The 19,377-nt window shown below is 64.6% G+C and carries 17 protein-coding genes; 6 read left to right on the top strand and 11 right to left on the bottom strand.

The genetic code is table 11. From position 1 onward, the window contains the following. The first annotated feature begins 56 nt into the window (after positions 1-56). Positions 57-1,187, top strand: coding sequence for a molecular chaperone DnaJ (gene dnaJ, locus H143_RS0101620; protein ID WP_019936474.1), 1,131 nt, complete (start codon positions 57-59; stop codon positions 1,185-1,187). A gap of 68 nt (positions 1,188-1,255) precedes the next feature. Here dnaJ and H143_RS0101615 read toward each other — a convergent pair whose 3' ends face one another. Then, positions 1,256-1,906 carry a helix-turn-helix domain-containing protein gene (locus tag H143_RS0101615; protein ID WP_026349625.1) on the bottom strand — a complete coding sequence of 217 codons (651 nt, stop codon included), beginning with the start codon at positions 1,904-1,906 and terminating at the stop codon, positions 1,256-1,258. Between the two features lie 83 nt (positions 1,907-1,989). Continuing rightward, positions 1,990-2,541 carry a carboxymuconolactone decarboxylase family protein gene (locus H143_RS0101610; RefSeq protein ID WP_019936472.1) on the bottom strand — a complete coding sequence of 184 codons (552 nt, stop codon included), beginning with the start codon at positions 2,539-2,541 and terminating at the stop codon, positions 1,990-1,992. Positions 2,542-2,714: 173 nt separating this feature from the next. On the opposite strand from H143_RS0101610, the gene H143_RS0101605 reads away from it, so the two are divergent. After that, positions 2,715-3,266 (top strand): GNAT family N-acetyltransferase, encoded by a 552-nt coding sequence (locus tag H143_RS0101605; protein ID WP_019936471.1) that lies wholly within the window; start codon positions 2,715-2,717, stop codon positions 3,264-3,266. Between the two features lie 18 nt (positions 3,267-3,284). Here H143_RS0101605 and H143_RS0101600 read toward each other — a convergent pair whose 3' ends face one another. Beyond that, positions 3,285-4,460, bottom strand: coding sequence for a VWA domain-containing protein (locus tag H143_RS0101600; protein WP_019936470.1), 1,176 nt, complete (start codon positions 4,458-4,460; stop codon positions 3,285-3,287). A 63-nt stretch (positions 4,461-4,523) separates the two neighbouring features. Continuing rightward, entirely contained in the window at positions 4,524-5,390 is an 867-nt protein-coding gene (locus tag H143_RS0101595) for a MoxR family ATPase (protein ID WP_019936469.1), read from the bottom strand. A gap of 82 nt (positions 5,391-5,472) precedes the next feature. Here H143_RS0101595 and H143_RS0101590 point away from each other — a divergent pair, with 82 nt between their 5' ends. Next, positions 5,473-6,306 (top strand): class II glutamine amidotransferase, encoded by an 834-nt coding sequence (locus H143_RS0101590; RefSeq protein WP_019936468.1) that lies wholly within the window; start codon positions 5,473-5,475, stop codon positions 6,304-6,306. 19 nt (positions 6,307-6,325) lie between these two features. On the opposite strand, the gene H143_RS0101585 is transcribed toward H143_RS0101590, so the two are convergent. Then, positions 6,326-7,591 carry an ion channel gene (locus tag H143_RS0101585; RefSeq protein WP_019936467.1) on the bottom strand — a complete coding sequence of 422 codons (1,266 nt, stop codon included), beginning with the start codon at positions 7,589-7,591 and terminating at the stop codon, positions 6,326-6,328. An 11-nt stretch (positions 7,592-7,602) separates the two neighbouring features. Further along, the gene (locus H143_RS0101580) at positions 7,603-8,028 is read right to left on the bottom strand and encodes a DUF1841 family protein (RefSeq protein ID WP_019936466.1); all 426 of its coding nucleotides are present in this window, start codon (positions 8,026-8,028) and stop codon (positions 7,603-7,605) included. A gap of 65 nt (positions 8,029-8,093) precedes the next feature. On the opposite strand from H143_RS0101580, the gene icd reads away from it, so the two are divergent. The 3 genes from icd to H143_RS0101565 all read left to right on the top strand — a co-directional run bounded on the left by icd (position 8,094) and on the right by H143_RS0101565 (position 12,383). Beyond that, positions 8,094-9,347 carry an NADP-dependent isocitrate dehydrogenase gene (icd, locus tag H143_RS0101575; protein WP_019936465.1) on the top strand — a complete coding sequence of 418 codons (1,254 nt, stop codon included), beginning with the start codon at positions 8,094-8,096 and terminating at the stop codon, positions 9,345-9,347. A 37-nt stretch (positions 9,348-9,384) separates the two neighbouring features. Next, positions 9,385-11,346, top strand: coding sequence for a bifunctional diguanylate cyclase/phosphodiesterase (locus tag H143_RS0101570; protein ID WP_033365311.1), 1,962 nt, complete (start codon positions 9,385-9,387; stop codon positions 11,344-11,346). 251 nt (positions 11,347-11,597) lie between these two features. Then, positions 11,598-12,383: a TorF family putative porin gene (locus H143_RS0101565; protein WP_019936463.1), complete on the top strand. Its 786-nt coding sequence runs from the start codon at positions 11,598-11,600 to the stop codon at positions 12,381-12,383. Between the two features lie 56 nt (positions 12,384-12,439). On the opposite strand, the gene kdpE is transcribed toward H143_RS0101565, so the two are convergent. The 5 genes from kdpE to kdpB all read right to left on the bottom strand — a co-directional run bounded on the left by kdpE (position 12,440) and on the right by kdpB (position 19,369). Continuing rightward, positions 12,440-13,129 carry a two-component system response regulator KdpE gene (gene kdpE / locus H143_RS0101560; protein ID WP_019936462.1) on the bottom strand — a complete coding sequence of 230 codons (690 nt, stop codon included), beginning with the start codon at positions 13,127-13,129 and terminating at the stop codon, positions 12,440-12,442. Between the two features lie 10 nt (positions 13,130-13,139). After that, positions 13,140-15,875, bottom strand: a complete 2,736-nt coding sequence (locus H143_RS0101555; RefSeq protein ID WP_019936461.1) for a sensor histidine kinase KdpD — start codon at positions 15,873-15,875, stop codon at positions 13,140-13,142. Between the two features lie 15 nt (positions 15,876-15,890). Continuing rightward, positions 15,891-16,232 (bottom strand): DHCW motif cupin fold protein, encoded by a 342-nt coding sequence (locus tag H143_RS0101550; protein WP_019936460.1) that lies wholly within the window; start codon positions 16,230-16,232, stop codon positions 15,891-15,893. Between the two features lie 346 nt (positions 16,233-16,578). Beyond that, positions 16,579-17,190 carry a potassium-transporting ATPase subunit KdpC gene (gene kdpC / locus H143_RS0101545; protein WP_019936459.1) on the bottom strand — a complete coding sequence of 204 codons (612 nt, stop codon included), beginning with the start codon at positions 17,188-17,190 and terminating at the stop codon, positions 16,579-16,581. Between the two features lie 40 nt (positions 17,191-17,230). Further along, positions 17,231-19,369 (bottom strand): potassium-transporting ATPase subunit KdpB, encoded by a 2,139-nt coding sequence (gene kdpB, locus H143_RS0101540; protein ID WP_051094452.1) that lies wholly within the window; start codon positions 19,367-19,369, stop codon positions 17,231-17,233. Positions 19,370-19,377: the final 8 nt, after the last annotated feature.

Below are 19,377 nucleotides of genomic sequence, written 5' to 3'. Positions count from 1 at the left end.
CCGGGGCCGTATTCAGGCTTGCCGGGCGGGCGCATTTATAGAGTACCCAATCCGCCATGGCAAAACGCGATTACTACGAAATTCTCGGCGTGGCCAAGAATGCCGCCGAAGACGAGCTCAAGAAGGCCTACCGCAAGCTCGCCATGAAATACCACCCGGACCGCAATCCGGGCAGCAAGGAGGCCGAGGAAAAATTCAAGGAAGCCAAGGATGCCTATGAAATCCTGAGCGACGAGCAGAAGCGCGCCGCTTATGATCGTTATGGTCACGCTGGCGTGGACCCCAATGCCGCGGGCATGGGAGGCGCGGGTATGGGCGGCGGTTTCGCCGACGCCTTCGGCGACATTTTCGGCGAGATCTTCGGCGGTGGCGGCGGCGCGCGGCGCGGCGGCGGTCCGCAGGTCTATCGTGGCGGCGACCTGAAATACGCCCTGGAGATCACGCTCGAGCAGGCCGCCAACGGCTTTGATACCGAGATCCGCGTACCCAGCTGGGAAAACTGCGACACCTGCCACGGCTCCGGTGCCAAACCGGGTACCACCCCCAAGACCTGCCGCACCTGCAATGGTTCGGGCGCAGTGCGCATGCAGCAGGGCTTTTTCAGCGTGCAGCAGACCTGCCCGACCTGCCACGGAACCGGCAAGGAAATCACTGATCCGTGCAACGTCTGCGACGGCGTGGGCCGGGTGCGCAAGAACAAGACGCTGCAGGTCAAGATCCCCTCGGGCATCGACGACGGCATGCGCATCCGCTCCACCGGCAACGGCGAGCCGGGCATCAACGGCGGGCCGCCGGGCGACCTGTACGTCGAAATCCACATCAAGCAGCACAAGATCTTCCAGCGCGATAGCGACGACCTGCATTGCGAGCTGACCATCCCGTTCACCACGGCGGCGTTGGGCGGCGACCTGCAGGTGCCCACGCTGGGCGGCAAGGCCGAGATCGCGATTCCCGAGGGCACGCAGTCGGGCAAGACCTTCCGCCTGCGCGGCAAGGGCATACGCGGCGTGCGATCGGCCTATCCGGGCGATCTGTACTGCCACGTGATGGTTGAGACACCGGTGCGCCTGAACGACGAGCAGAAAAGCATCTTGCGCCAGTTCGAAGCTTCGCTCAACGACGGGGGCGACCGCCACTCGCCGCAGAGCAAGTCGTGGACCGATAGGGTGAAGGAGTTTTTCTCCTGATGGCGCCGAGCGCCTCGCGCCGCGAGGCGAAATAAAGCAGGCCCCTCGAAAATCGAGGGGCCTGCCTGTTAATGGCCCAGCATCCGGATGTGCCTCATTTCCGTGGCGTCGTCGGCGGGGAACATGGATTCGATGCGTAGCTCCTGCGCGCTGATCGTCTGCGGCGTTCCTACAGCGGAAACCATCGACAGGCTGCGTGCTGTCCGTTCCCAGTTGACTACGAACGGCCGCATGCCATCGGGATCAAATATGAGATGAAGCATATTGCGCGGGCCTGTTCGCGCCGGCATGTCGACGAAATTATTAAAAAAACGCGTTGAGCAATCGTTTACGAGCAGGACGTTCCAATAGCGGTCCATCACGAGGGCGGGGAATGGCGCGTGTTGGCTCAACATGCGATGCAACGCCTTGCGCAAGCCCTGTGTTTCCAAGGCTTCAAGCGGACTCTCCGAATAAATGGCCGCATAGCCCGCCGATTGCAGCAGGGCATTCCGTTCTCTGAAAGGAATATCGAGAGCCTGGGCGATATCGAGCAGCGTTTGACGGCTGGGGGTGCTGCGCCCGCTTTCTATGAAGCTGATGTGCCGCTGCGAGATACCCGTGTCCAGAGAGACGTCGAGCTGGCTTTTGCCGCGCATGCCGCGCCAATAGCGCATCAAAGGACCCAAGCCGCCTTGAACTGTGTCTCGTGAGGCGTTTTTATGGATTGCGGGGTGCATGATTCTATCCGTCCGTGGGGCCATGAATCCGATGCGCTGCAATCTTACCGGCTTGCCGTCCTGGGTTCCCTGTTCCCGGCAGGTCAGCGGGCCGGCCAGGCATATGCCTGGAAGTCGCCTTCCAAGGGCGGTTGCGCGACGCTTCCGGTGTAGTTGGTGATAGTCGATGCGGCAACGATCGCTACCACCTCGAGCAGATGATCGAGGCCAAAACCGGCTTGCAGGAATGCTTCCTTGTCGTGCGTGTCCAGGCGGCCCCGCTTCTCGATCAGCGCTTTTGCAAGCTTGGACAAGGCCGAAAGCTTGGCGTCGTGGGGAGGGCCGCCGTCGCGGATGGCCTGTACGTCCGACGCCGGAATGCCGTTCCTGAGCGCCAGGGCGGTATGGAAGGCGGCTGCCCAGGTGCTGCCGTTCGTGACGGCGTTGGTGAGCAGGACCGCCTGGATTTGCGGTTCGGAAAAACTGCCTCCATGAACCTGTTGGAAGAGGCCAGCGAGACTGTTGATCAGGACGGGCGACGTCGACATCGCTGCGGCGATGTTGGGAATGAATCCAAAGGCGGACCGAAGCCCCTCCAGGGCCTGCCGGGAAGCCTCGGGGGCGGAATTGAACGTATGAACAGGGAAGCTGGGCATGATCTTGACTTCGCAATTGAAAGAAGGGAAGCATTTATCGGATGCGTGTTTTTCCGAGTGACCTTCAATATGCGGGATAGGCGCAAAGGCCTCAATTACCTCGGAGGCAATCGAGGCCTTTGGCCTGATCGCTGCGGGTCTTGCCCGTTCAGGCCGGGCTATACAATTGCGGCATGGATACGACTATTTCTCTTCCCGCCGGCGCCAGCATCGTCGAATGTACGTTCGAGCGCCATGCCCAGGCCATCCTGGCCATCCTGAACGACGCCATTCTCACCTCGACCGCCTTGTATGACTACAAGGCGCGTTCCATGGAAAACATGACGTCCTGGTTCCAGGCCAAGGCGGCAGGCAATTTTCCGGTGATAGGCATCGAGAGCGCGGACGGCGCGCTGATGGGCTTTGCCAGCTACGGTACTTTCCGCGCCTATCCGGCCTACAAGTATTCGGTCGAGCATTCCATCTACGTGCAGAAGCGTTTCCGCGGGCTGGGGTTGGGCGAGACCTTGCTGCGTCTTTTAATCGAGCGCGCCCAGGCGAACCCGGTGCACCTGATCATCGGCGCCATCGACGCCGCCAACGAAGGCAGCATCGCCCTGCACCGCAAGCTGGGTTTCGTGCATTCGGGAACGATCACCCAGGCCGGCTTCAAGTTCGGCCGGTGGCTGGATGTGGCGTTCTACCAGCTCACGCTGTCCACGCCGGCCAATCCGGTGGATGGCTGAGCGCGGGGCGCGTGCGCTTTACTTGGACAGCAGGCGCATGGCCTGCTCCAGGCCCGCCACCGTGACTGGATACATCCGGCCTTGCATGATGTCGTGCATCAGCGCGATCGACTGGCGGTACTGCCAGGAGTTCGACGGCTCCGGATTGAGCCACACCGATTTCGGCCAGGCATCGAGCAGCCTGCGCATCCAGACTGCGCCGGCTTCCTTGTTGTTGTATTCGACGCTGCCGCCCGGCTGCAGGATCTCGTAGGGGCTCATCGTGGCGTCGCCCACGATGATGAGCCGCCAATCGGCGTTGTAGCGTCGCAGGATGTCCCAGGTGTCGAAGCGTTCTTCGCGCCTGCGGAGGTTGCTCTGCCACAGGCTCTCGTAGGGGCAATTGTGGAAGTAATAGACCTCCAGGTTGCGGAACTCGCTGCGCGCGGCGGAGAACAGTTCTTCCACCCGCGCGATGTGATCGTCCATGCTGCCGCCCACGTCCAGCAGCATCAGCACCTTCACGCTGTTGTGCCGCTCGGGCACCAGGCGCAGGTCCAGCCAGCCCGCGTTGCGGGCCGTGCTGGCGATGGTGTCGTCCAGGTCCAGCTCCAGCTCGCCGCCTTCGCGCGCGAAGCGCCGCAGGCGGCGCAGCGCCACCTTGAAATTGCGCGTGCCCAGTTCGACCTGATCGTCGTAATCGCGAAACTGGCGCATGTCCCACACTTTCACCGCCGTGCGGTTGCCGGCCGACTGGCCGCCCACGCGGATGCCTTCGGGGTGGTAGCCGCCGTTGCCGAAAGGCGAGGTGCCGCCCGTGCCGACCCACTTGCTGCCGCCGGCGTGGCGCTCTTTCTGCTCTTGCAGGCGCTCTTTGAAGAGTTCCATGAGCTTGTCCCAGCCGTGCTTTTCGATGGCGGCCTTTTCCTCGGGTGTAAGGCTTTTTTCGAATTGCTTGATGAGCCAGTCCAGCGGGATTTCCTTATCGGGTGGCAGCTTGGCCACGATGCCGCGGTAGTAGGCGCCGAAGGCCTGGTCGTAACGGTCGTAGAGCGTCTCGTCCTTGATCAGGGCGGCGCGCGCCAGGAAGTAGAAATCGTCCAGCGTGGGCGCCATGAGCCGATCGGCGCGCAGGGCATCCAGGAGCGTCAGGTACTCCTGCACCGACACCGGCAAGCGATGCGCGCGCAGGTGGTAGAAGAAGTCGGTCAGCATGTCAGTGACGCCGGGCTGCGAGGTGGGCAGCGAACGAGGAGGTCGCCATGTCGCGCCTTTGGCTCAGCGCCGCTGCGTGTTGCGCGTCATGGCGGCCAGGCGGTCGAGCAGTTGCATGTCCTGCTCGTTCTTGAGCAGGGCGCCGGCCAGCATGGGCACGGCCGCCGCCGCGTGGGCGTCGATCTGCTGGGCGCTGGCACCTTCGGCCAGCAGCAGGCGCAGCCAGTCCAGCAGCTCCGAGGTCGAGGGTTTTTTCTTCAGCCCAGGCGCCTCGCGCAGGGCAAAAAAGGTGTCGAGCGCGGCGCGCAGCACGTCGGCCTTGAGGTCGGGGTAGTGCACCGCGACGATGTCGCGCATTGTTTCGCGGTCGGGGAAGCGGATATAGTGAAAAAAGCAGCGGCGCAGGAAGGCGTCGGGCAGATCTTTCTCATTGTTCGACGTGATGATCAGCAGCGGGCGGTGCCTGGCCTGCACGGTCTGGCGCGTCTCGTAGACGTGGAATTCCATGCGGTCGATTTCGCGCAGCAGGTCGTTGGGAAATTCGATATCGGCCTTGTCGATTTCGTCGATCAGCACGACGACCGGCCGTTCCGATTCGAAGGCCTGCCACAGCGTGCCCTGCACAATGTAGTTGCGGATGTCGCGCACTTTTTCATCGCCCAGCTGCGAATCGCGCAGCCGCGAGACGGCGTCGTATTCGTACAGGCCCTGCTGCGCCTTGGTGGTGGACTTGATGTGCCACTGCAGCAGCGGCCGGTCCAGCGCGCGAGCCACTTCCTCGGCCAGCATGGTCTTGCCGGTGCCGGGTTCGCCCTTGATGAGTAGCGGGCGCTGCAATGTCAGGGCCGCGTTCACGGCCAGTTTGAGATCGTCGGTGGCGACGTAGCGGTCGGTGCCTTCGAAGCGGGGTGCGGAGGACGTGTTCTGCATGGATGGGTGCGATGTCAAAGGTTTGCGCCTATCATAGCGCCCGTGCCTTGGGCGCCTGTTGCCTGGCGCAAAGGAGGGCATCATGTGTCGCTGGCTGGCCTATACGGGCAACCCCGTCCACCTGGAAACGCTGCTGTTTCGCGCGCATCATTCCTTGATCGACCAAAGTCTGCACTCCAGGCTCGGCGCGACGACCACCAACGGCGATGGCTTTGGCATCGGCTGGTACCAGCGGCCGTCCGATCATCCTTATCGCTATCGCAGCGTCCAGCCGGCCTGGAACGACCACAACCTGCGCGAACTGGCCCGCGCCGTGTCGGCGCCCATGTTCCTGGCGCACATCCGCGCGGCCACGCATACGCCGGTGCAGCAAACCAACTGCCATCCGTTTCGCCACGGGCGCTGGATGTTCGTGCACAACGGATTGATCGACAGCTTTCCGCTCGTGCGCCGCGATCTGCTCGTGGCCATCGACCCGCAGCGCTTCAATTCTTTGGAAGGCTCCACGGATTCGGAAGCGATGTTCCACCTGGCCATGACCTTCGGGCTGGAGTTCGATCCGGTGCCGGCGCTGGCGCGCATGGTCGGCTTCATCGAGGCCACCGCGCGCGGGTACGGGATCGCGCATCCGGTCAGAATGACCGTGTGCGCCAGCGATGGCGAGCAACTGGTGGCTGTGCGCTATTCGAGTGAAGGCAAGTCCGCCTCCCTGTACCACAGCACCGCGTTCAGGCATTTCTATGAACTCTATCCCGACGATTCGCAGATCGCGGCCGCAGGCGACGATGCATACCTGATCGTCTCCGAACCGCTCGTCGACCTGCCGCAGGCCTGGGCCCAGGTGCCGGAGGCCACGGCGATTGTCGTGCGCGGCGCGCATGTCGATTACCGGCCGTTCGCGCCTATCGAACCCTAGATCGAGATGCCACCGCCCGTCATGCGCTCTCGGCGTCGCCGAGCTTCAGAAGCTGCCCCAGCAGTTCGTCGAGATTGATTTCTTCTCCGCTGAGCACCATGGCCAGGAGTTCACCGCCGATGGCAGGCAGCGCAAGAACGGCATCCGGCCGGACGTGGCGAACCCGGCTCATGCTGCGGGCATCGCTGACCGCGAGCACGGTGCGCACCTGGGCATTGGCATCCTTGGCGGCGAGCGTCGCGAAGGCATTGTCCGAATCGTCCGCGCCCAGGGCCAGCACCGCCCGGGCATTGGCGATTCCGGCGCTCTCCAGCACTTTGTTGTCGCTGGCGTCGCCGATCACGAGATCCTCGGGCTCTTGCACCCCCTCCGATGCACGCGCCTGCCAGATCGCGGTGACGTGCAGGCCCCGAGCGGTCAAGGCCTTGACGGTGCTGCGCGCCAGGGCGGTGTTGCCGATTACGATGATGTGGTCGGTGCGCTTCATCTTTTTCTTCCTGGGTTGCAGCAAGTTCATCATGCGCTGATTAATCAGCGGCCCGGCGATCGCGGTCAGCGACGTGGCAAAAACCACAAGCCCCAGTATGATCAGCGAGGCCGTGAACAGCCTGGCGTGTGCCGTATGCGGGACGATGTCGCCGTAGCCCACGGTCGACATGGTGACCACGGTGAAGTAGAGCGCCGAATCGAAGTCGGCTATTGGCGGCGCGAATTCATGGCCGAGCGTGTAGCTGCCGAGCACGCCGTAGCCCACGGTCAGTAGGACGCCGATCAGCGCGAACAGCGTGCCGGTGGCGAGGCTGGCGCGCTGAAAGCTGCCATAGGCCAGGATCAGCAGGACCAGCAAGACGCCGCTATAGGCAGTGACGGCCGGCAGCGGTTGGGCGTGCGGCATGAACTGCAGCCCGACCGTGGCGGCCGTCATCAGCAGCGTCAGCACCCACGCCAGCCGCGAGTGCAGCAGCAGGCCCAGCGAAAGCATTATCAGCAGGCCGCCGACCAGATCCTGCGATACGCCATGGATCGCCAGCGCGTTGAAACCGCGGGACAGGTCGCTTACCTCCCGGGGCGCCGCGAAGAAAGAGGCAGCCTCGCGCAACGACCCCTGCGACGGCCAGACCTGCACGAAGCCGGCCAAACCGACGGCCAGAGCCAGCGGAACGTGCGGGAACCATGACCGCATCCGCAGGCTGCGGTAGAGGCGCGTCCATATCATTCGCGCGCGGCCCGAAAAACCGAGCGCGAAGCGCTTACTGAAGGCTGCGCGATGGCTCAATTCGCTCATTGCCGCGGGGTTCAGCGTCCGGTGCGCTGACGGATCAATTCGATATACGCTTCGCTGTCCAGCGGCGTGCCCAGGCGCTGGGCTTCCCACACGACCTGGCCCAGGCATTCCATGATCTCGTGCGCGGCATGATGCGCGTCGCCGCGGTTGACCAGCTTTTGATAGGCGGCGCGTATGCCGCGCGGGTGGTCGATGGACAGCTGCTCGGCGATGGCCAGATGCATCGACAGGTGTAGAAACGGATTGGTGCGCCCTTTCTCGACCGGATAATCGGCTTGGCCGGCCTCGGGGTTTTCGAGATCGGCGTGGTATTCGGGGTGTTCGATCACCCAGTCCAGCGCCATCGATTCCAGCGGGGTCAGCACCTCGTTGGCCCGGTGCTTGCGCCAGGTCTCGACGAAAAATTCGCGAACTTGCTCGCGTGAAGGATTGAACATGGGGAAGTCCTGCGTTACAGGCTGTATTCTATAGAATTGCCGCCGATTCCACCGGAGCCAGCCTCATGCCGTACCAGTACATCAAGGTCCCCGCCGAGGGCCAGAAGATCACCGTCAACGCCGACCAGTCGCTCGTGGTGCCGGACCAGGTCGTGATTCCCTACATACAGGGCGACGGCGTGGGCGTGGACATCAGCCCCGTGATGCGCGCGGTGGTCGATGCCGCGGTGGACAAAGCCTATGACGGCAAGCGCAGGATCCACTGGATGGAAGTCTATGCGGGCGAGAAGGCCACGCAGGTCTACGGCACGGACAACTGGCTGCCCGACGAGACCCTGGACGCCATCCGCGAATACGCCGTGGCGATCAAGGGTTCGCTGACCACCCCAGTGGGGGGCGGGATCCGCTCCCTGAGCGTGGCGCTGCGCCAGAAGCTCGATCTGTACGTGTGCCTGCGGCCGGTGCGCTACATCAAGGGCGTGCCCTCGCCGGTGCGCGAACCGGAAAAGACCGACATCGTCGTGTTCCGCGAGAACTCCGAGGACATCTACGCCGGCATCGAATACGCGGCGCAGTCCGATGAAGCCAAGCGCCTCATCGCGCTGCTGCAGAACGAATTGGGCGCGAAACTGCGCTTTCCCGACACCTCGGCGGTCGGTATCAAGCCCATCTCGCGCGATGGCTCGGAGCGCCTGGTGCGCCAGGCCATTCAATACGCGATCGACCACGATCGCAATTCGGTGACGCTGGTGCACAAGGGCAACATCATGAAATTCACCGAAGGCAGCTTCCGCGACTGGGGCTATGCCCTGGCGGTCGATGAATTCGGCGCACGCCTGATCGACAAGGGACCCATGTGCCGCATCAGGAACCCGCGCACGGGCCGCGACGTCATCGTCAAGGACGTGCTGACCGATGCATTCATGCAGCGCGTGCTGCTGCGTCCGAGCGAGTTCGACGTGATCGCCACCATGAACCTGACCGGCGACTACATCTCCGACGCCGTGGCGGCTCAGGTGGGCGGGCACGGCATTGCGCCCAGCGCCAATATGTCCGGTTCGGTGGCGGTGTTCGAGGTCACGCACGGTCCGGCCCGCAAATACGCGGGCAAGGACTACGTCAATCCGGGTTCTCAGATTCTCGCGGCCGAGATGATGCTGCGTCACATGGGCTGGCTGGAAGCGGCGGATCTCATTATCAGCAGCATGGAAAAAAACATCCTGGCCAAGAAGGTCACCTACGACTTTGCCCGCCTGATACCGGGTGCCGAGCAAGTGTCGTGCTCGGGCTTCGGCCGGGCGATGATCGCCAATATGTAGGCCGTCGCCGCGCCCGCAAGGTCCAAGACACGGAGCCATGACACCGAGAAAATTGCTGGCGGGTGCGGTCGGCCTCGTCACCGTCCCGCTGGATCGCGCCGATGTCGTGATGGCGCAGTATCGGGCGCTTGCCCAGCAGCTTCCGGTGATGCATCTGATCTTCATATCGAGCACCTGGATGGTGGCGGCGACTCACATGGCGTATGCGCCGTGGTGGCTGACGATAGCCGCGCCGGCGCTGCTTACCCTGGGAAGCGCCACGCGGATCCTGCATTGGTGCAGGACGCGCTGGACGGCCCCCACCGTCTTGACGGCAAGTAGGATGGTCGTACGCGCGAACTGGCTGTCCGCTCCCGTGGCCGCCGTATTCACGGCCTGGGCGCTATGCCTTTTTCCCTACGGCGGCGCCTATGCCCAAGCACACGTGGTTTTTTACGTGGCGATTACCACCATGGGTTACGTTTTCAGCCTGAGGCAGTTGAGATCGGCTGCGTTCATCATGATCGCCATCGTGAACCTGGAATTCGCCGGCTTTTTTGCCTCGACGGGTAGCCTGACGCTGATCGCCGTGGCCCTCAATATGGTGTTGGCCTCGATCATGTTCATGATCCTGGTTTTCCGCAATTATCGTGCATTCATCGACATGGTAGACGGGCTTCGGGCCGAGGAGCGCATACACAGGCTGGCGCACCAGGATGCGCTGACGGGACTGCCGAACCGCGCGTCGTTTCTCGAACAGCTCGAGCGCAGCCTTGCCGACCCCGAGGGGGCGCTGGGCCTGCTCTACATCGATCTGGACGGGTTCAAGTTCATCAACGACGGCCGAGGCCATCATGCCGGCGACGAGCTGCTGCGGCAGGTTGCCCGGCGGCTTGATGCGCAGTGCCTGCGCGCCCAGGGCATGTCGCTCGGCCGGATCGGCGGGGATGAATTCGCGGCGCTCCTGCGCAATACCAGTGAGAAACAGGTCGGGGGCATGGCGGCGCGCCTGGTGGACGCGCTTTCGGTTCCCTATGTTCTTGAAAAGGATGCGCAGGTACGCATTGGTGCATCGGTCGGATGCGTGCTGACCACGCGTCGCGGCGAAAGCGCCGCGGCCCTGCTGGCGCACGCCGACATGGCGCTGTACGCGGCCAAAGCGGCGGGCAAAGGAACCTACCGCCTGTTCACGGAGGATATGGAAAACCACGCTCAGGAGCGCCTGCGGCTGGAGACGCAGCTGCAGGCAGCGTTGCATCAAGAACGGGACATCTTCGTCTTCTACCAACCTATCGTTGATATCGCGTCGCGCCAGGTCACGGCCAGGGAGGCCCTCCTGCGCTGGCACAATCCCGGGCGCGGCTGGGTGTCTCCGCAAGAATTCATCCAGGTCGCCGAGGGCAGCGGATTGATCGACCAGATAGGCCGGTTCGTGTTGCGTCAGGCATGCCGCGAGGCGATGCATTGGCCCGATGGCGCGAGCGTGGCCGTCAACGTTTCGGCGGCGCAACTGGGGCGAGGCACTCTGGTGCCGGCCATCGTCGCAGCCCTCTCCGAGGCGGGGCTGCAGCCGCCTCGCCTGGAAATCGAGGTGACCGAGACCGCCTTGCTGCGCGAAGACGGCGCCGTGGTGGCCGAACTGCGTCAGGTCCGGGCCATGGGCGTGCGCATCGCGCTGGACGATTTCGGCACGGGCTTTTCATCGCTGGCCCACGTGCGGATTTTCCCTTTCGACAAGATCAAGATCGACGGCTCGTTCGTGCGCGACGCGCTGGATCGGCCCGATTGCGCGGCCGTGGTTCAGGCCATCGCGGACCTGGGCAAGAGCCTGGGGGTCACGACCGTGGCCGAAGGGGTCGAGACGATGGACCAGCTGGTTTGCGTCATGCAGAAAGGCTGCATGCAAGCGCAGGGCTATTTCTTCGGCCGCCCCGCGCCGAGCGAGGCGGATGCCTGCCGTATAGCCGGTTTCGATGGCGCGTGTGTCGAGGCGCCCAGGCATGGGCCGCGGCCCGCCTGAGACCGCCGCTTCCCAGGCCGTTCATTCGGCGCGGCCGGCATTGATCCGTGCCATATCGGTGCAAGTGGCTACGCGGTAGGTGCGTATTTCGGCCGGGCTTGGCACCGTCTTGGCGCCATTTGCCGGTACTGCGCTTGGGTGCGACTGCGTTTTGTGCGGCAACGCAAAGCTGGCATGTCACTTGCTTAAAGCTCCATGTCAGAGTGCCTCCGCACTTTGCGTTTTTGCCGACCGACAAGGAAAAACTCGCTATGCTGCCCCTCTCCCCTAAGCGCTTTGTCTGCCTGAGCGCAGGAATTTTTCTCGCCGCATTGTCTTTTCCCAGCTGGGCCGACGATACCGCCCCGGCCTCACAGGCTGCGCAGTCGGACTACACGCTGGTTCCCAACATCGGTGTGGCCAGCCAGTACCGTTACCGCGGCTTGATGCAGTCGGCCGGCTATCCCGCTGTCTCGGGCGGCCTGGATTTCACGCACAAGAGCGGCTTTTACTTGGGTAACTGGGATTCGACCATCCGTTGGCTGGGCAACAGCAACGGCCAGATCAGCGCACCGGTGGAAACGGACTTCTACGGCGGCTACAAGAACAGCATCAACAGTGACTGGAGCTACGACCTGGGCGTGTTGCGCTACCAGTACTTCGGCAACTATCCGTCCGGCACGGTCAGCCCCAACACCACCGAGCTGTACGGCGCTCTGACCTACAAATCGCTCACCTTCAAGTACTCGTACGCCACCAGCAATTTGTTCGGCGCGGCCAACAGCCAGCACAGCCAGTACTTCGATCTGTCGGACAACTACGACACGGGCGTCTGGGGACTGACGGTGAACTCGCACATCGGCTATCAGTACGTGCGCAACGTCGGCGGCGGTTCCTACTTGGACTGGAAGCTGGGCGCCACCAAGGATATGGGCCAAGGCTGGAGCGCCGCGCTGGCATATGTGCAAACCAACGCGCGCCACACCGTCTATACCAGCCCACAGGGCCAATATATGGGCGGCGCTGCCGTCATCGCCTCGATTACCAAGACTTTCTGATTCGGCGTTCCGGCGTTCCGGCGCTCCGGCGCTCCGGGGTTCCGGCGATCCGGCGATCAGGCAGCGAAGCGATAACCCACGCCGATCTCGGTCAGCAGATAAACGGGCTGGGCCGGATCGGCTTCCAACTTCTGGCGCAGGTGGCCCATGTAGATGCGCAGGTAGTGGCTGCTTTCCACGTGGGAAGGACCCCATACCTCGCGCAGCAGTTCGCGATGCGTCAGCACTTTGCCGCGATGCGCCAGCAGCGAGACCAACAGGCGGTATTCGATCTGGGTCAGATGCATCGGCTGGCCGGCGCGCGTGATGATGCGGCGGGCCAGATCGACATGGACGTCGCCGAAATCGACCTCGGCCGCGTTCGACGCGTCGCGGGCGCGCCGGCGCAGCAGCACGCGCAATCGCGCCAGCAGTTCGCCCAGGCCGAAAGGCTTGCTCAGGTAGTCGTCTGCGCCTGCGTCCAGTGCGGCGATCTTGTCGGTTTCCTGGTCGCGGGCCGACAACACCAGCACGGGCACTTCGGTCCAGCCGCGCAGTTCGCGGATCAGCGTCATGCCGTCGGCATCGGGCAGGCCCAGGTCCAGCACCACGGCGTCGGGCTGGCGCGTGCCGGCTTCGACCAGGCCGCGCTTGACGGTGTCGGCTTCGAAGACCTCGCAGCCCTCGGCCGCGAGTGCATCATGCACGAAGCGGCGGATGTGGGCATCGTCTTCGATCAGTAGTACGGTGGGGCGGTAGTCGAACATGGCGGCAGGATTAGCGAGGTTCGGGTTCCAGGGCCGGTGGCGTGCCCAGGGCTAGCGAGAACACGAAGCGCGCGCCCTGATGGTAATCGGGATCGACCCAGATACGGCCCCGGTGCGCCTGCATGATGGCCTGGCAGATGGCCAGTCCCAGGCCTACGCCGGGGGTGGCGGACTCGCTTGCGCCGCGGGTGAATTTCTCGAAAATGCGCTGCCGGTCGGAAAGCGGCACGCCCGGGCCCTGGTCGCTGACGGCGACCTGCAGCGCCTGACCTTGTATCGCTGCGCCGATGTGGATAGGGCTGCCCGGCGGCGTGTATTTGGCGGCATTTTCCAGTAGATTGCACAGTACGCGCTCGATCAGTACTCCATCGCATTCCACCAGCGGCAGATCGGACAGGCGGTCCACCACGACGGGCCTGCCAGCCAGGCTTTCCTTCATGGCGGCCAGCGATACGCCGACCAGCTCTTCGATCGACTGCCATTCGCGCCGCAGTGCAGTTTCCCGACTCTGCAGGCGTGCCATATCGAGCAGGTTGATGACCAGGGCATGCATGCGTCTTGCCTGCTCGCGCATAGCCTGCACTGTTTCCTGGGCCGCCTCGGGCAGGGAAATGGAATTGCGCACCAAGGTATCGGCCATGCCGATCAGGCCGGTCAGCGGCGTGCGCAGATCGTGCGATACCGCGGCCAGCAGCGCGTTGCGCATGCGCTCGGATTCGATGCCTACCAGGGCCTGCTGCGCTACTTCCACGTAATGCAGGCGCTCGAGCGCGATGGCGATGAGGGTGGCGTAGGCGTCCAGTTGGCGCCGCGTCTGCGGCTCGGCATAGAGCGCCCGTTTGGAGACGTGCAGAGCCAGCACGCCGCGCACGCGCATCGGCGCGCGCAGCGGCAGGTACAGGATCGGGCTGTTGCTGAGCGTGCTCGTGCCGATGCCGGCGGCCTGGCCGTGGTCGAAGGTCCATTGCGCCAGCGCCGGGTCGGGGTCGGGCATGTCGGCCGGCTTGGGCGCCCTATGCAATTGATCGTCCAGTCTTTGCACATACAGGGCGATTTGGGCGTTGAAGGCGGCCTTGAGGAAATTCTCGGCCGAGCCGACAATCTGCTCGGCCTGCAGGGCCGAGGACAGTTCGCGGGCGAATTCGTACAGTCCGCGGGTGTCGGCCTCGCGCTTGGCCGAGCTTTCGGCCTGGGCGCGCAGGCCCGCCGTCAACTGGCCGATGAGCAGCCCTACGCCCAGCAGCACGGCGAAGGTCAGCAGGTACTGCACGTCGGACACAGCGAAAGACCACAGCGGCAGCACGAAGAAGAAGTCGAACAATCCCACGCTGATCGCCGCCGCGAGCGCGGCCGGGCCGCGGCCGTGGCGCAGCGCCGCGGCCACGACCGCCAGCAGGTAGAACATGACGATATTGGTCTGGTGCAATGCTGGAAAGGCGAGGCTTGAGACCAAAGTTGCGATGGCGCAATAGATACCGGCCCAGGCATAGCCGTAGCGCGAGAGCGGCGCGTCGGCCTCGTCGGCTTCGGACGGGACGAGATCGCGCTGCGGCGCTGGCGCCGCTGTTGCGGCGATGCGCACGATATCCACGTCCGGACAGGCGCGCACCAGGGCTTCGGCCAGGCTGCCGCGGCGCCGCGACCATACTCCGCCCAGAAGCGCGCCGATCCAGGCGGACGACCGGCTGTGGATTTCATCGCGGCCGACGACGGCCTTGCTGATGTTGTGCCGGCGGATATAGCGCGTGATGACTTCAGTGGGGTTGTCGCCGGCCAGCGTCTCGATGCGCGCGCCCAATTGTTCGGCCAGCGCCATGGCCTGTTCCAGCAGGCGCTGGCGTGCCGGCGGCAGGGCGGCGATACGCGGCGTGGTCACGGTGATGACGTGCAGGTTGCATTCGAGCTGCCGCGCCAAGCGATGGGCGTTGCGCACCACATGCGCGGCCTGCGGTCCGGGGCCTATGCAGGCAAGCACCGTTTCGCGTGTGCGCCATACGTGTTCGATGGCGCGTTCGTCGCGGTAGGCCTTGACGTCGTCGTCGACGTGATCGGCCGTGCGGCGCAGGGCCAGTTCGCGCAGCGCGATCAGGTTTCCCTTGCGAAAGAAGTTGCTGCCGGCGCGTTGCGCCTGCTCGGGCACGTAGACCCGGCCTTCTTGCAGGCGGCGCAGCAGTTCGTCGGCTGAAAGATCCACCAGGATGATTTCGTCGGCCGCATCGAACAGGGCATCCGGCACGGTTTCCCAGACTTTGATGCCGGTGATGCCGCCGACTGCCTCGTTCAGACTGTCCAGGTGCTGCACATTGAGCGTGGTCCATACGTCGGCGCCTGCATCGAGCAGTTCTTCCACGTCCTGCCAGCGCTTGGCATGTCGCGCGCCGGGTACGTTGGAGTGCGCGAGTTCGTCGACCAGGATGATTTTCGGCTTGCGCTTCAGTGCGCCGGGCAAGTCGAATTCCTGCAGCATGCGGTCGCGATAGGCGATGGACTGCGGCGGCAGCAACTCCAAGCCTGCGATGAGTTCGGCTGTCTCGCGCCGGCCATGCGTTTCGACGATGCCGGCGATGACGTCCACGCCTTGGTCGCGCTGCGCGCGGGCGGCCGACAGCATGGCGTAGGTCTTGCCGACGCCGGCGCAGGCGCCGAAGTAGATGCGCAGGCGGCCGCGGCGGGCGGCGCTTTCCGTGTCGTCCAACTGCTTGAGCAACTGGTCGGGATCGGGACGCGCGTCGGCGGATGCTGCCATGGCGATGTGGGGCCGTCAGTCGACGATAAAGAGTTTGGCGCCGGATTGCGTGTGGGATTGATGCGCTTCGGCGCTGTCGCCCACCTGATAGCTCATGCCGGGCTTGAGGGTGAAGGTGCGCCCGTCTTTCAGCGTGGTTTCCAGCTGGCCTTCCAGGCAGAGCAGGATATGGCCCTTGCTGCACCAGTGATCGGCAAGATAGCCGGGGGTGTATTCGACCATGCGGACGCGGATTTTATTGTCCTCGCCGCCGAAGTATTGCGTGCGCCAATAGGCTTTGCCGGTTTCTCCAGGGTGTTCGGTGACTTCGATTTTCGACCAATCGGTGGTGCCGAAGGAGAAGGGGGGCATCTTCATTGCGGGGCGCTCCTGGTTTTGTGTTTTTGCATGGTACGCCCCAAGTCGAGAGTCGTCTGATTGTTTGAGTTCTTGAAACGTCGGCCGGGCCGCGCAGGGGCTGGGGGTTTGCGGCCTGGTCGGCTGGCTCGGCCCCTGGACGGGGCCTCGGCCTTCGTCTTCCTCGTCCGGGCGGGCCGGGCGCGAACTCGCCCCTGCGGGGCTCGGACAGCGCGCCCGGAAAGCCCCCGCCCTCCCTACGGAAGCCCTCGGCAGCCTCCAACAGGCCGCAAACCCCCAGCCCCTGCGCGGCCCGGCCGACTTGCAGCATCTCGCATTGTGCCGATGCCATCGACCGATAAAGCAATCAATGTCCCGCCGCCGCCAACTTGTCCAGAGCCAGATTCAGCGCCAGCACGTTGACCGTGGCATCGCCCAGTATTCCCGCCCAGGCGCCGGCCCGGGTGTATTGCCGCACCAGGTTGCGTACGGCATCCACGGGCAGGCCGCGCGCACGCGCCACGCGGGCGATCTGATAGTCGGCTGCCGCGGGGCTGATCTGCGGATCCAGGCCGCTGGCCGAGGCTGTGACCAGGTCCACCGGCACCGGCGCCGTATTGGCCGGATCGCCCGCCTTGAGCGCCGCGATGCGGTCTTTCACGGCCTGGGTCAGGTCGGGATTGGTGGGCCCCAGGTTGGAGCCGCCCGACGATGCCGCGTTGTAGGGCATGGGCGCGGTGGCCGAGGGGCGGCCCCAGAAATAGCCGGGCGAGCTGAAGGCCTGGCCGATGAGCGACGAGCCGATCACCTGGCCGTTGCGCTCGATCAGCGAACCCGAGGCTTGATGAGCAAAGGCCAGCTTGGCGACGCCGGTGGTGACCAGCGGGTAAGCCAGGCCGGTGATGACCGACAGGGTAATGAACAGCGCCAGGGCGGGGCGCAGCAGGCCGGCAGGTTTGGAATCGATGGCTTGTTGCATGGTGGGTTCCTCGATGTGCTTGATATGCGGGTTCGGGTTTTCAAGCCCAGCCCATCGCGGCCAGGATCATGTCGATCAGCTTGATGCCGATGAAGGGCACAATCAGGCCGCCCAGGCCGTAGATCAGCAGATTGCGGCGCAGCAGGATGGCCGCGCCCAGCGGGCGGTAGCGCACGCCCTTTAAAGCCAGCGGGATCAGCGCGATGATGATGAGCGCGTTGAAGATCACGGCCGAGAGAATGGACGAGGCCGGTGTGGCCAGGTGCATGATGTTGAGCACACCCAGCTGCGGATACACCGCGGCGAAGGCCGCCGGGATGATGGCGAAGTACTTCGCCACGTCGTTGGCGATGCTGAAGGTGGTAAGCGAGCCGCGCGTCATCAGCATTTGCTTGCCGATCTCCACGATCTCGATCAGCTTGGTGGGATTGGAATCCAGGTCCACCATATTTCCGGCTTCTTTGGCGGCCTGCGTGCCCGAGTTCATGGCCACGGCCACATCGGCCTGGGCCAGAGCGGGCGCGTCGTTGGTGCCGTCGCCCGTCATGGCCACCAGACGGCCTTCCTGCTGGTAGTCGCGGATCAGTTTGAGCTTGGCTTCGGGCGTCGCCTCGGCCAGGAAGTCGTCCACGCCTGCTTCGGCGGCGATGGCGGCGGCGGTGAGCTTGTTGTCGCCGGTGATCATCACCGTCTTGATGCCCATGCGGCGCAGTTCGGCAAAGCGCGGCTGGATCTGCGGCTTGACGATGTCCTTCAGTTCTATGACGCCCAGTGCGCGGCCGCCGTCGGCCACGGCCAGCGGCGTGCTGCCGCGACGGGCGATGGTATCGGCGTCGCGCGCCAGCGTGGCGGGCAGGGCGCCGCCGCCGTCGCGTAGCCATGCGGTCACGGCGTCGACCGCGCCTTTGCGGATCGCGCGGCCGTGCAGGTCCACGCCGCTCATGCGGGTCTGGGCGGTGAAGGGCACGAACTCGGCGCCGGGCAGATTGTTGTTGGGCAGCGCACCCAACTGGCGGTCTGCCAGTGCGACGATGCTGCGGCCTTCGGGCGTCTCGTCGGCCAGCGAGGCCAGGCGGGCGGCGTCGGCCAGTTCGCGCTCGCTCACGCCGGGCGCGGGCAAAAAGGCCGAAGCCTGGCGGTTGCCGAAGGTGATGGTGCCGGTCTTGTCCAGCAGCAGCACGTCCACGTCGCCGGCGGCTTCCACCGCGCGGCCGGACGTGGCGATGACGTTGGCCTGCATCATGCGGCTCATGCCGGCCACGCCAATGGCCGAGAGCAGGCCGCCGATGGTGGTGGGGATCAGGCACACCAGCAGGGCCACCAGCGCCGTGACCGAGACTACGCTGCCGCCGCCCGCGGCATGCACGGCATAGGCCGAGAACGGCAGCAGCGTGACGCAGACCAGCAGGAACACGATGGTCAGGCCCACCAGCAGGATGGTCAGCGCCAGTTCGTTGGGCGTCTTTTGGCGTTTGGCGCCTTCGACCATGGCAATCATGCGGTCCAGGAAGCTTTCGCCCGGATTGGCCGCGATGCGCACGAAGATCCAGTCCGACAGCACGCGCGTGCCGCCGGTCACCGATGAGAAATCGCCGCCCGACTCGCGGATCACCGGCGCCGATTCGCCGGTGATGGCGCTTTCGTCGACCGAGGCGATGCCGCACACGACCTGGCCATCGCCGGGTACGGTGTCGCCGGCCATGACCAGGACAACGTCGTCCTTGCGCAGGTCGCCGGAGGGCTTGAGGACGGTGCTGTCTTGCCATGCCAGGGGCGTGGCGTCGCGCAGCATGGCGTCGCTGGGCGCGGATTTGACAAAGCGCGCCTGGATGGTGGTGCGCAGGCCGCGCAGGGTTGCGGCCTGCTGCTTGCCGCGGCCTTCAGCCAGGGCCTCGGCGAAATTGGCGAAGAGCACCGTGAACCACAGCCAGGCCGAGATGGCCAGGATGAAGCCGGCAGGCGCTTGGGCGCCCGGCACTTCGGCGTGGCCGGCCAGGGCCATGAGCCACAGGAGGGTGGTGAGGATGCTGCCGATATAGACGACGAACATCACCGGGTTGCGCCACTGTGTGGCGGGCGCCAGTTTGACGAAGCTGTCGCGCAGCGCCGGGACCATGAGTGAGCGCGACCAGAAGCCGAAGTTCCGGGGCGAGGCCGCAATGGGGGCGGGGGCCGCCATGGCGGCAT

It is taken from the genome of Bordetella sp. FB-8, assembly GCF_000382185.1.
In the GTDB taxonomy this organism is placed as follows: domain Bacteria; phylum Pseudomonadota; class Gammaproteobacteria; order Burkholderiales; family Burkholderiaceae_B; genus Bordetella.
The sequence above is the reverse complement of the archived record's forward strand: the minus strand, read 5'-3'. Positions and strand labels throughout refer to the sequence as shown.

Coding starts and splice junctions, on each gene's coding strand:
- dnaJ (WP_019936474.1), top strand. CDS start 57: ATGGCAAAACGCGATTACTACGAAATTCTCGGCGTGGCCAAGAATGCC.
- H143_RS0101615 (WP_026349625.1), bottom strand. CDS start 1,906: ATGCACCCCGCAATCCATAAAAACGCCTCACGAGACACAGTTCAAGGC.
- H143_RS0101610 (WP_019936472.1), bottom strand. CDS start 2,541: ATGCCCAGCTTCCCTGTTCATACGTTCAATTCCGCCCCCGAGGCTTCC.
- H143_RS0101605 (WP_019936471.1), top strand. CDS start 2,715: ATGGATACGACTATTTCTCTTCCCGCCGGCGCCAGCATCGTCGAATGT.
- H143_RS0101600 (WP_019936470.1), bottom strand. CDS start 4,460: ATGCTGACCGACTTCTTCTACCACCTGCGCGCGCATCGCTTGCCGGTG.
- H143_RS0101595 (WP_019936469.1), bottom strand. CDS start 5,390: ATGCAGAACACGTCCTCCGCACCCCGCTTCGAAGGCACCGACCGCTAC.
- H143_RS0101590 (WP_019936468.1), top strand. CDS start 5,473: ATGTGTCGCTGGCTGGCCTATACGGGCAACCCCGTCCACCTGGAAACG.
- H143_RS0101585 (WP_019936467.1), bottom strand. CDS start 7,591: ATGAGCGAATTGAGCCATCGCGCAGCCTTCAGTAAGCGCTTCGCGCTC.
- H143_RS0101580 (WP_019936466.1), bottom strand. CDS start 8,028: ATGTTCAATCCTTCACGCGAGCAAGTTCGCGAATTTTTCGTCGAGACC.
- icd (WP_019936465.1), top strand. CDS start 8,094: ATGCCGTACCAGTACATCAAGGTCCCCGCCGAGGGCCAGAAGATCACC.
- H143_RS0101570 (WP_033365311.1), top strand. CDS start 9,385: ATGACACCGAGAAAATTGCTGGCGGGTGCGGTCGGCCTCGTCACCGTC.
- H143_RS0101565 (WP_019936463.1), top strand. CDS start 11,598: ATGCTGCCCCTCTCCCCTAAGCGCTTTGTCTGCCTGAGCGCAGGAATT.
- kdpE (WP_019936462.1), bottom strand. CDS start 13,129: ATGTTCGACTACCGCCCCACCGTACTACTGATCGAAGACGATGCCCAC.
- H143_RS0101555 (WP_019936461.1), bottom strand. CDS start 15,875: ATGGCAGCATCCGCCGACGCGCGTCCCGATCCCGACCAGTTGCTCAAG.
- H143_RS0101550 (WP_019936460.1), bottom strand. CDS start 16,232: ATGAAGATGCCCCCCTTCTCCTTCGGCACCACCGATTGGTCGAAAATC.
- kdpC (WP_019936459.1), bottom strand. CDS start 17,190: ATGCAACAAGCCATCGATTCCAAACCTGCCGGCCTGCTGCGCCCCGCC.
- kdpB (WP_051094452.1), bottom strand. CDS start 19,369: ATGGCGGCCCCCGCCCCCATTGCGGCCTCGCCCCGGAACTTCGGCTTC.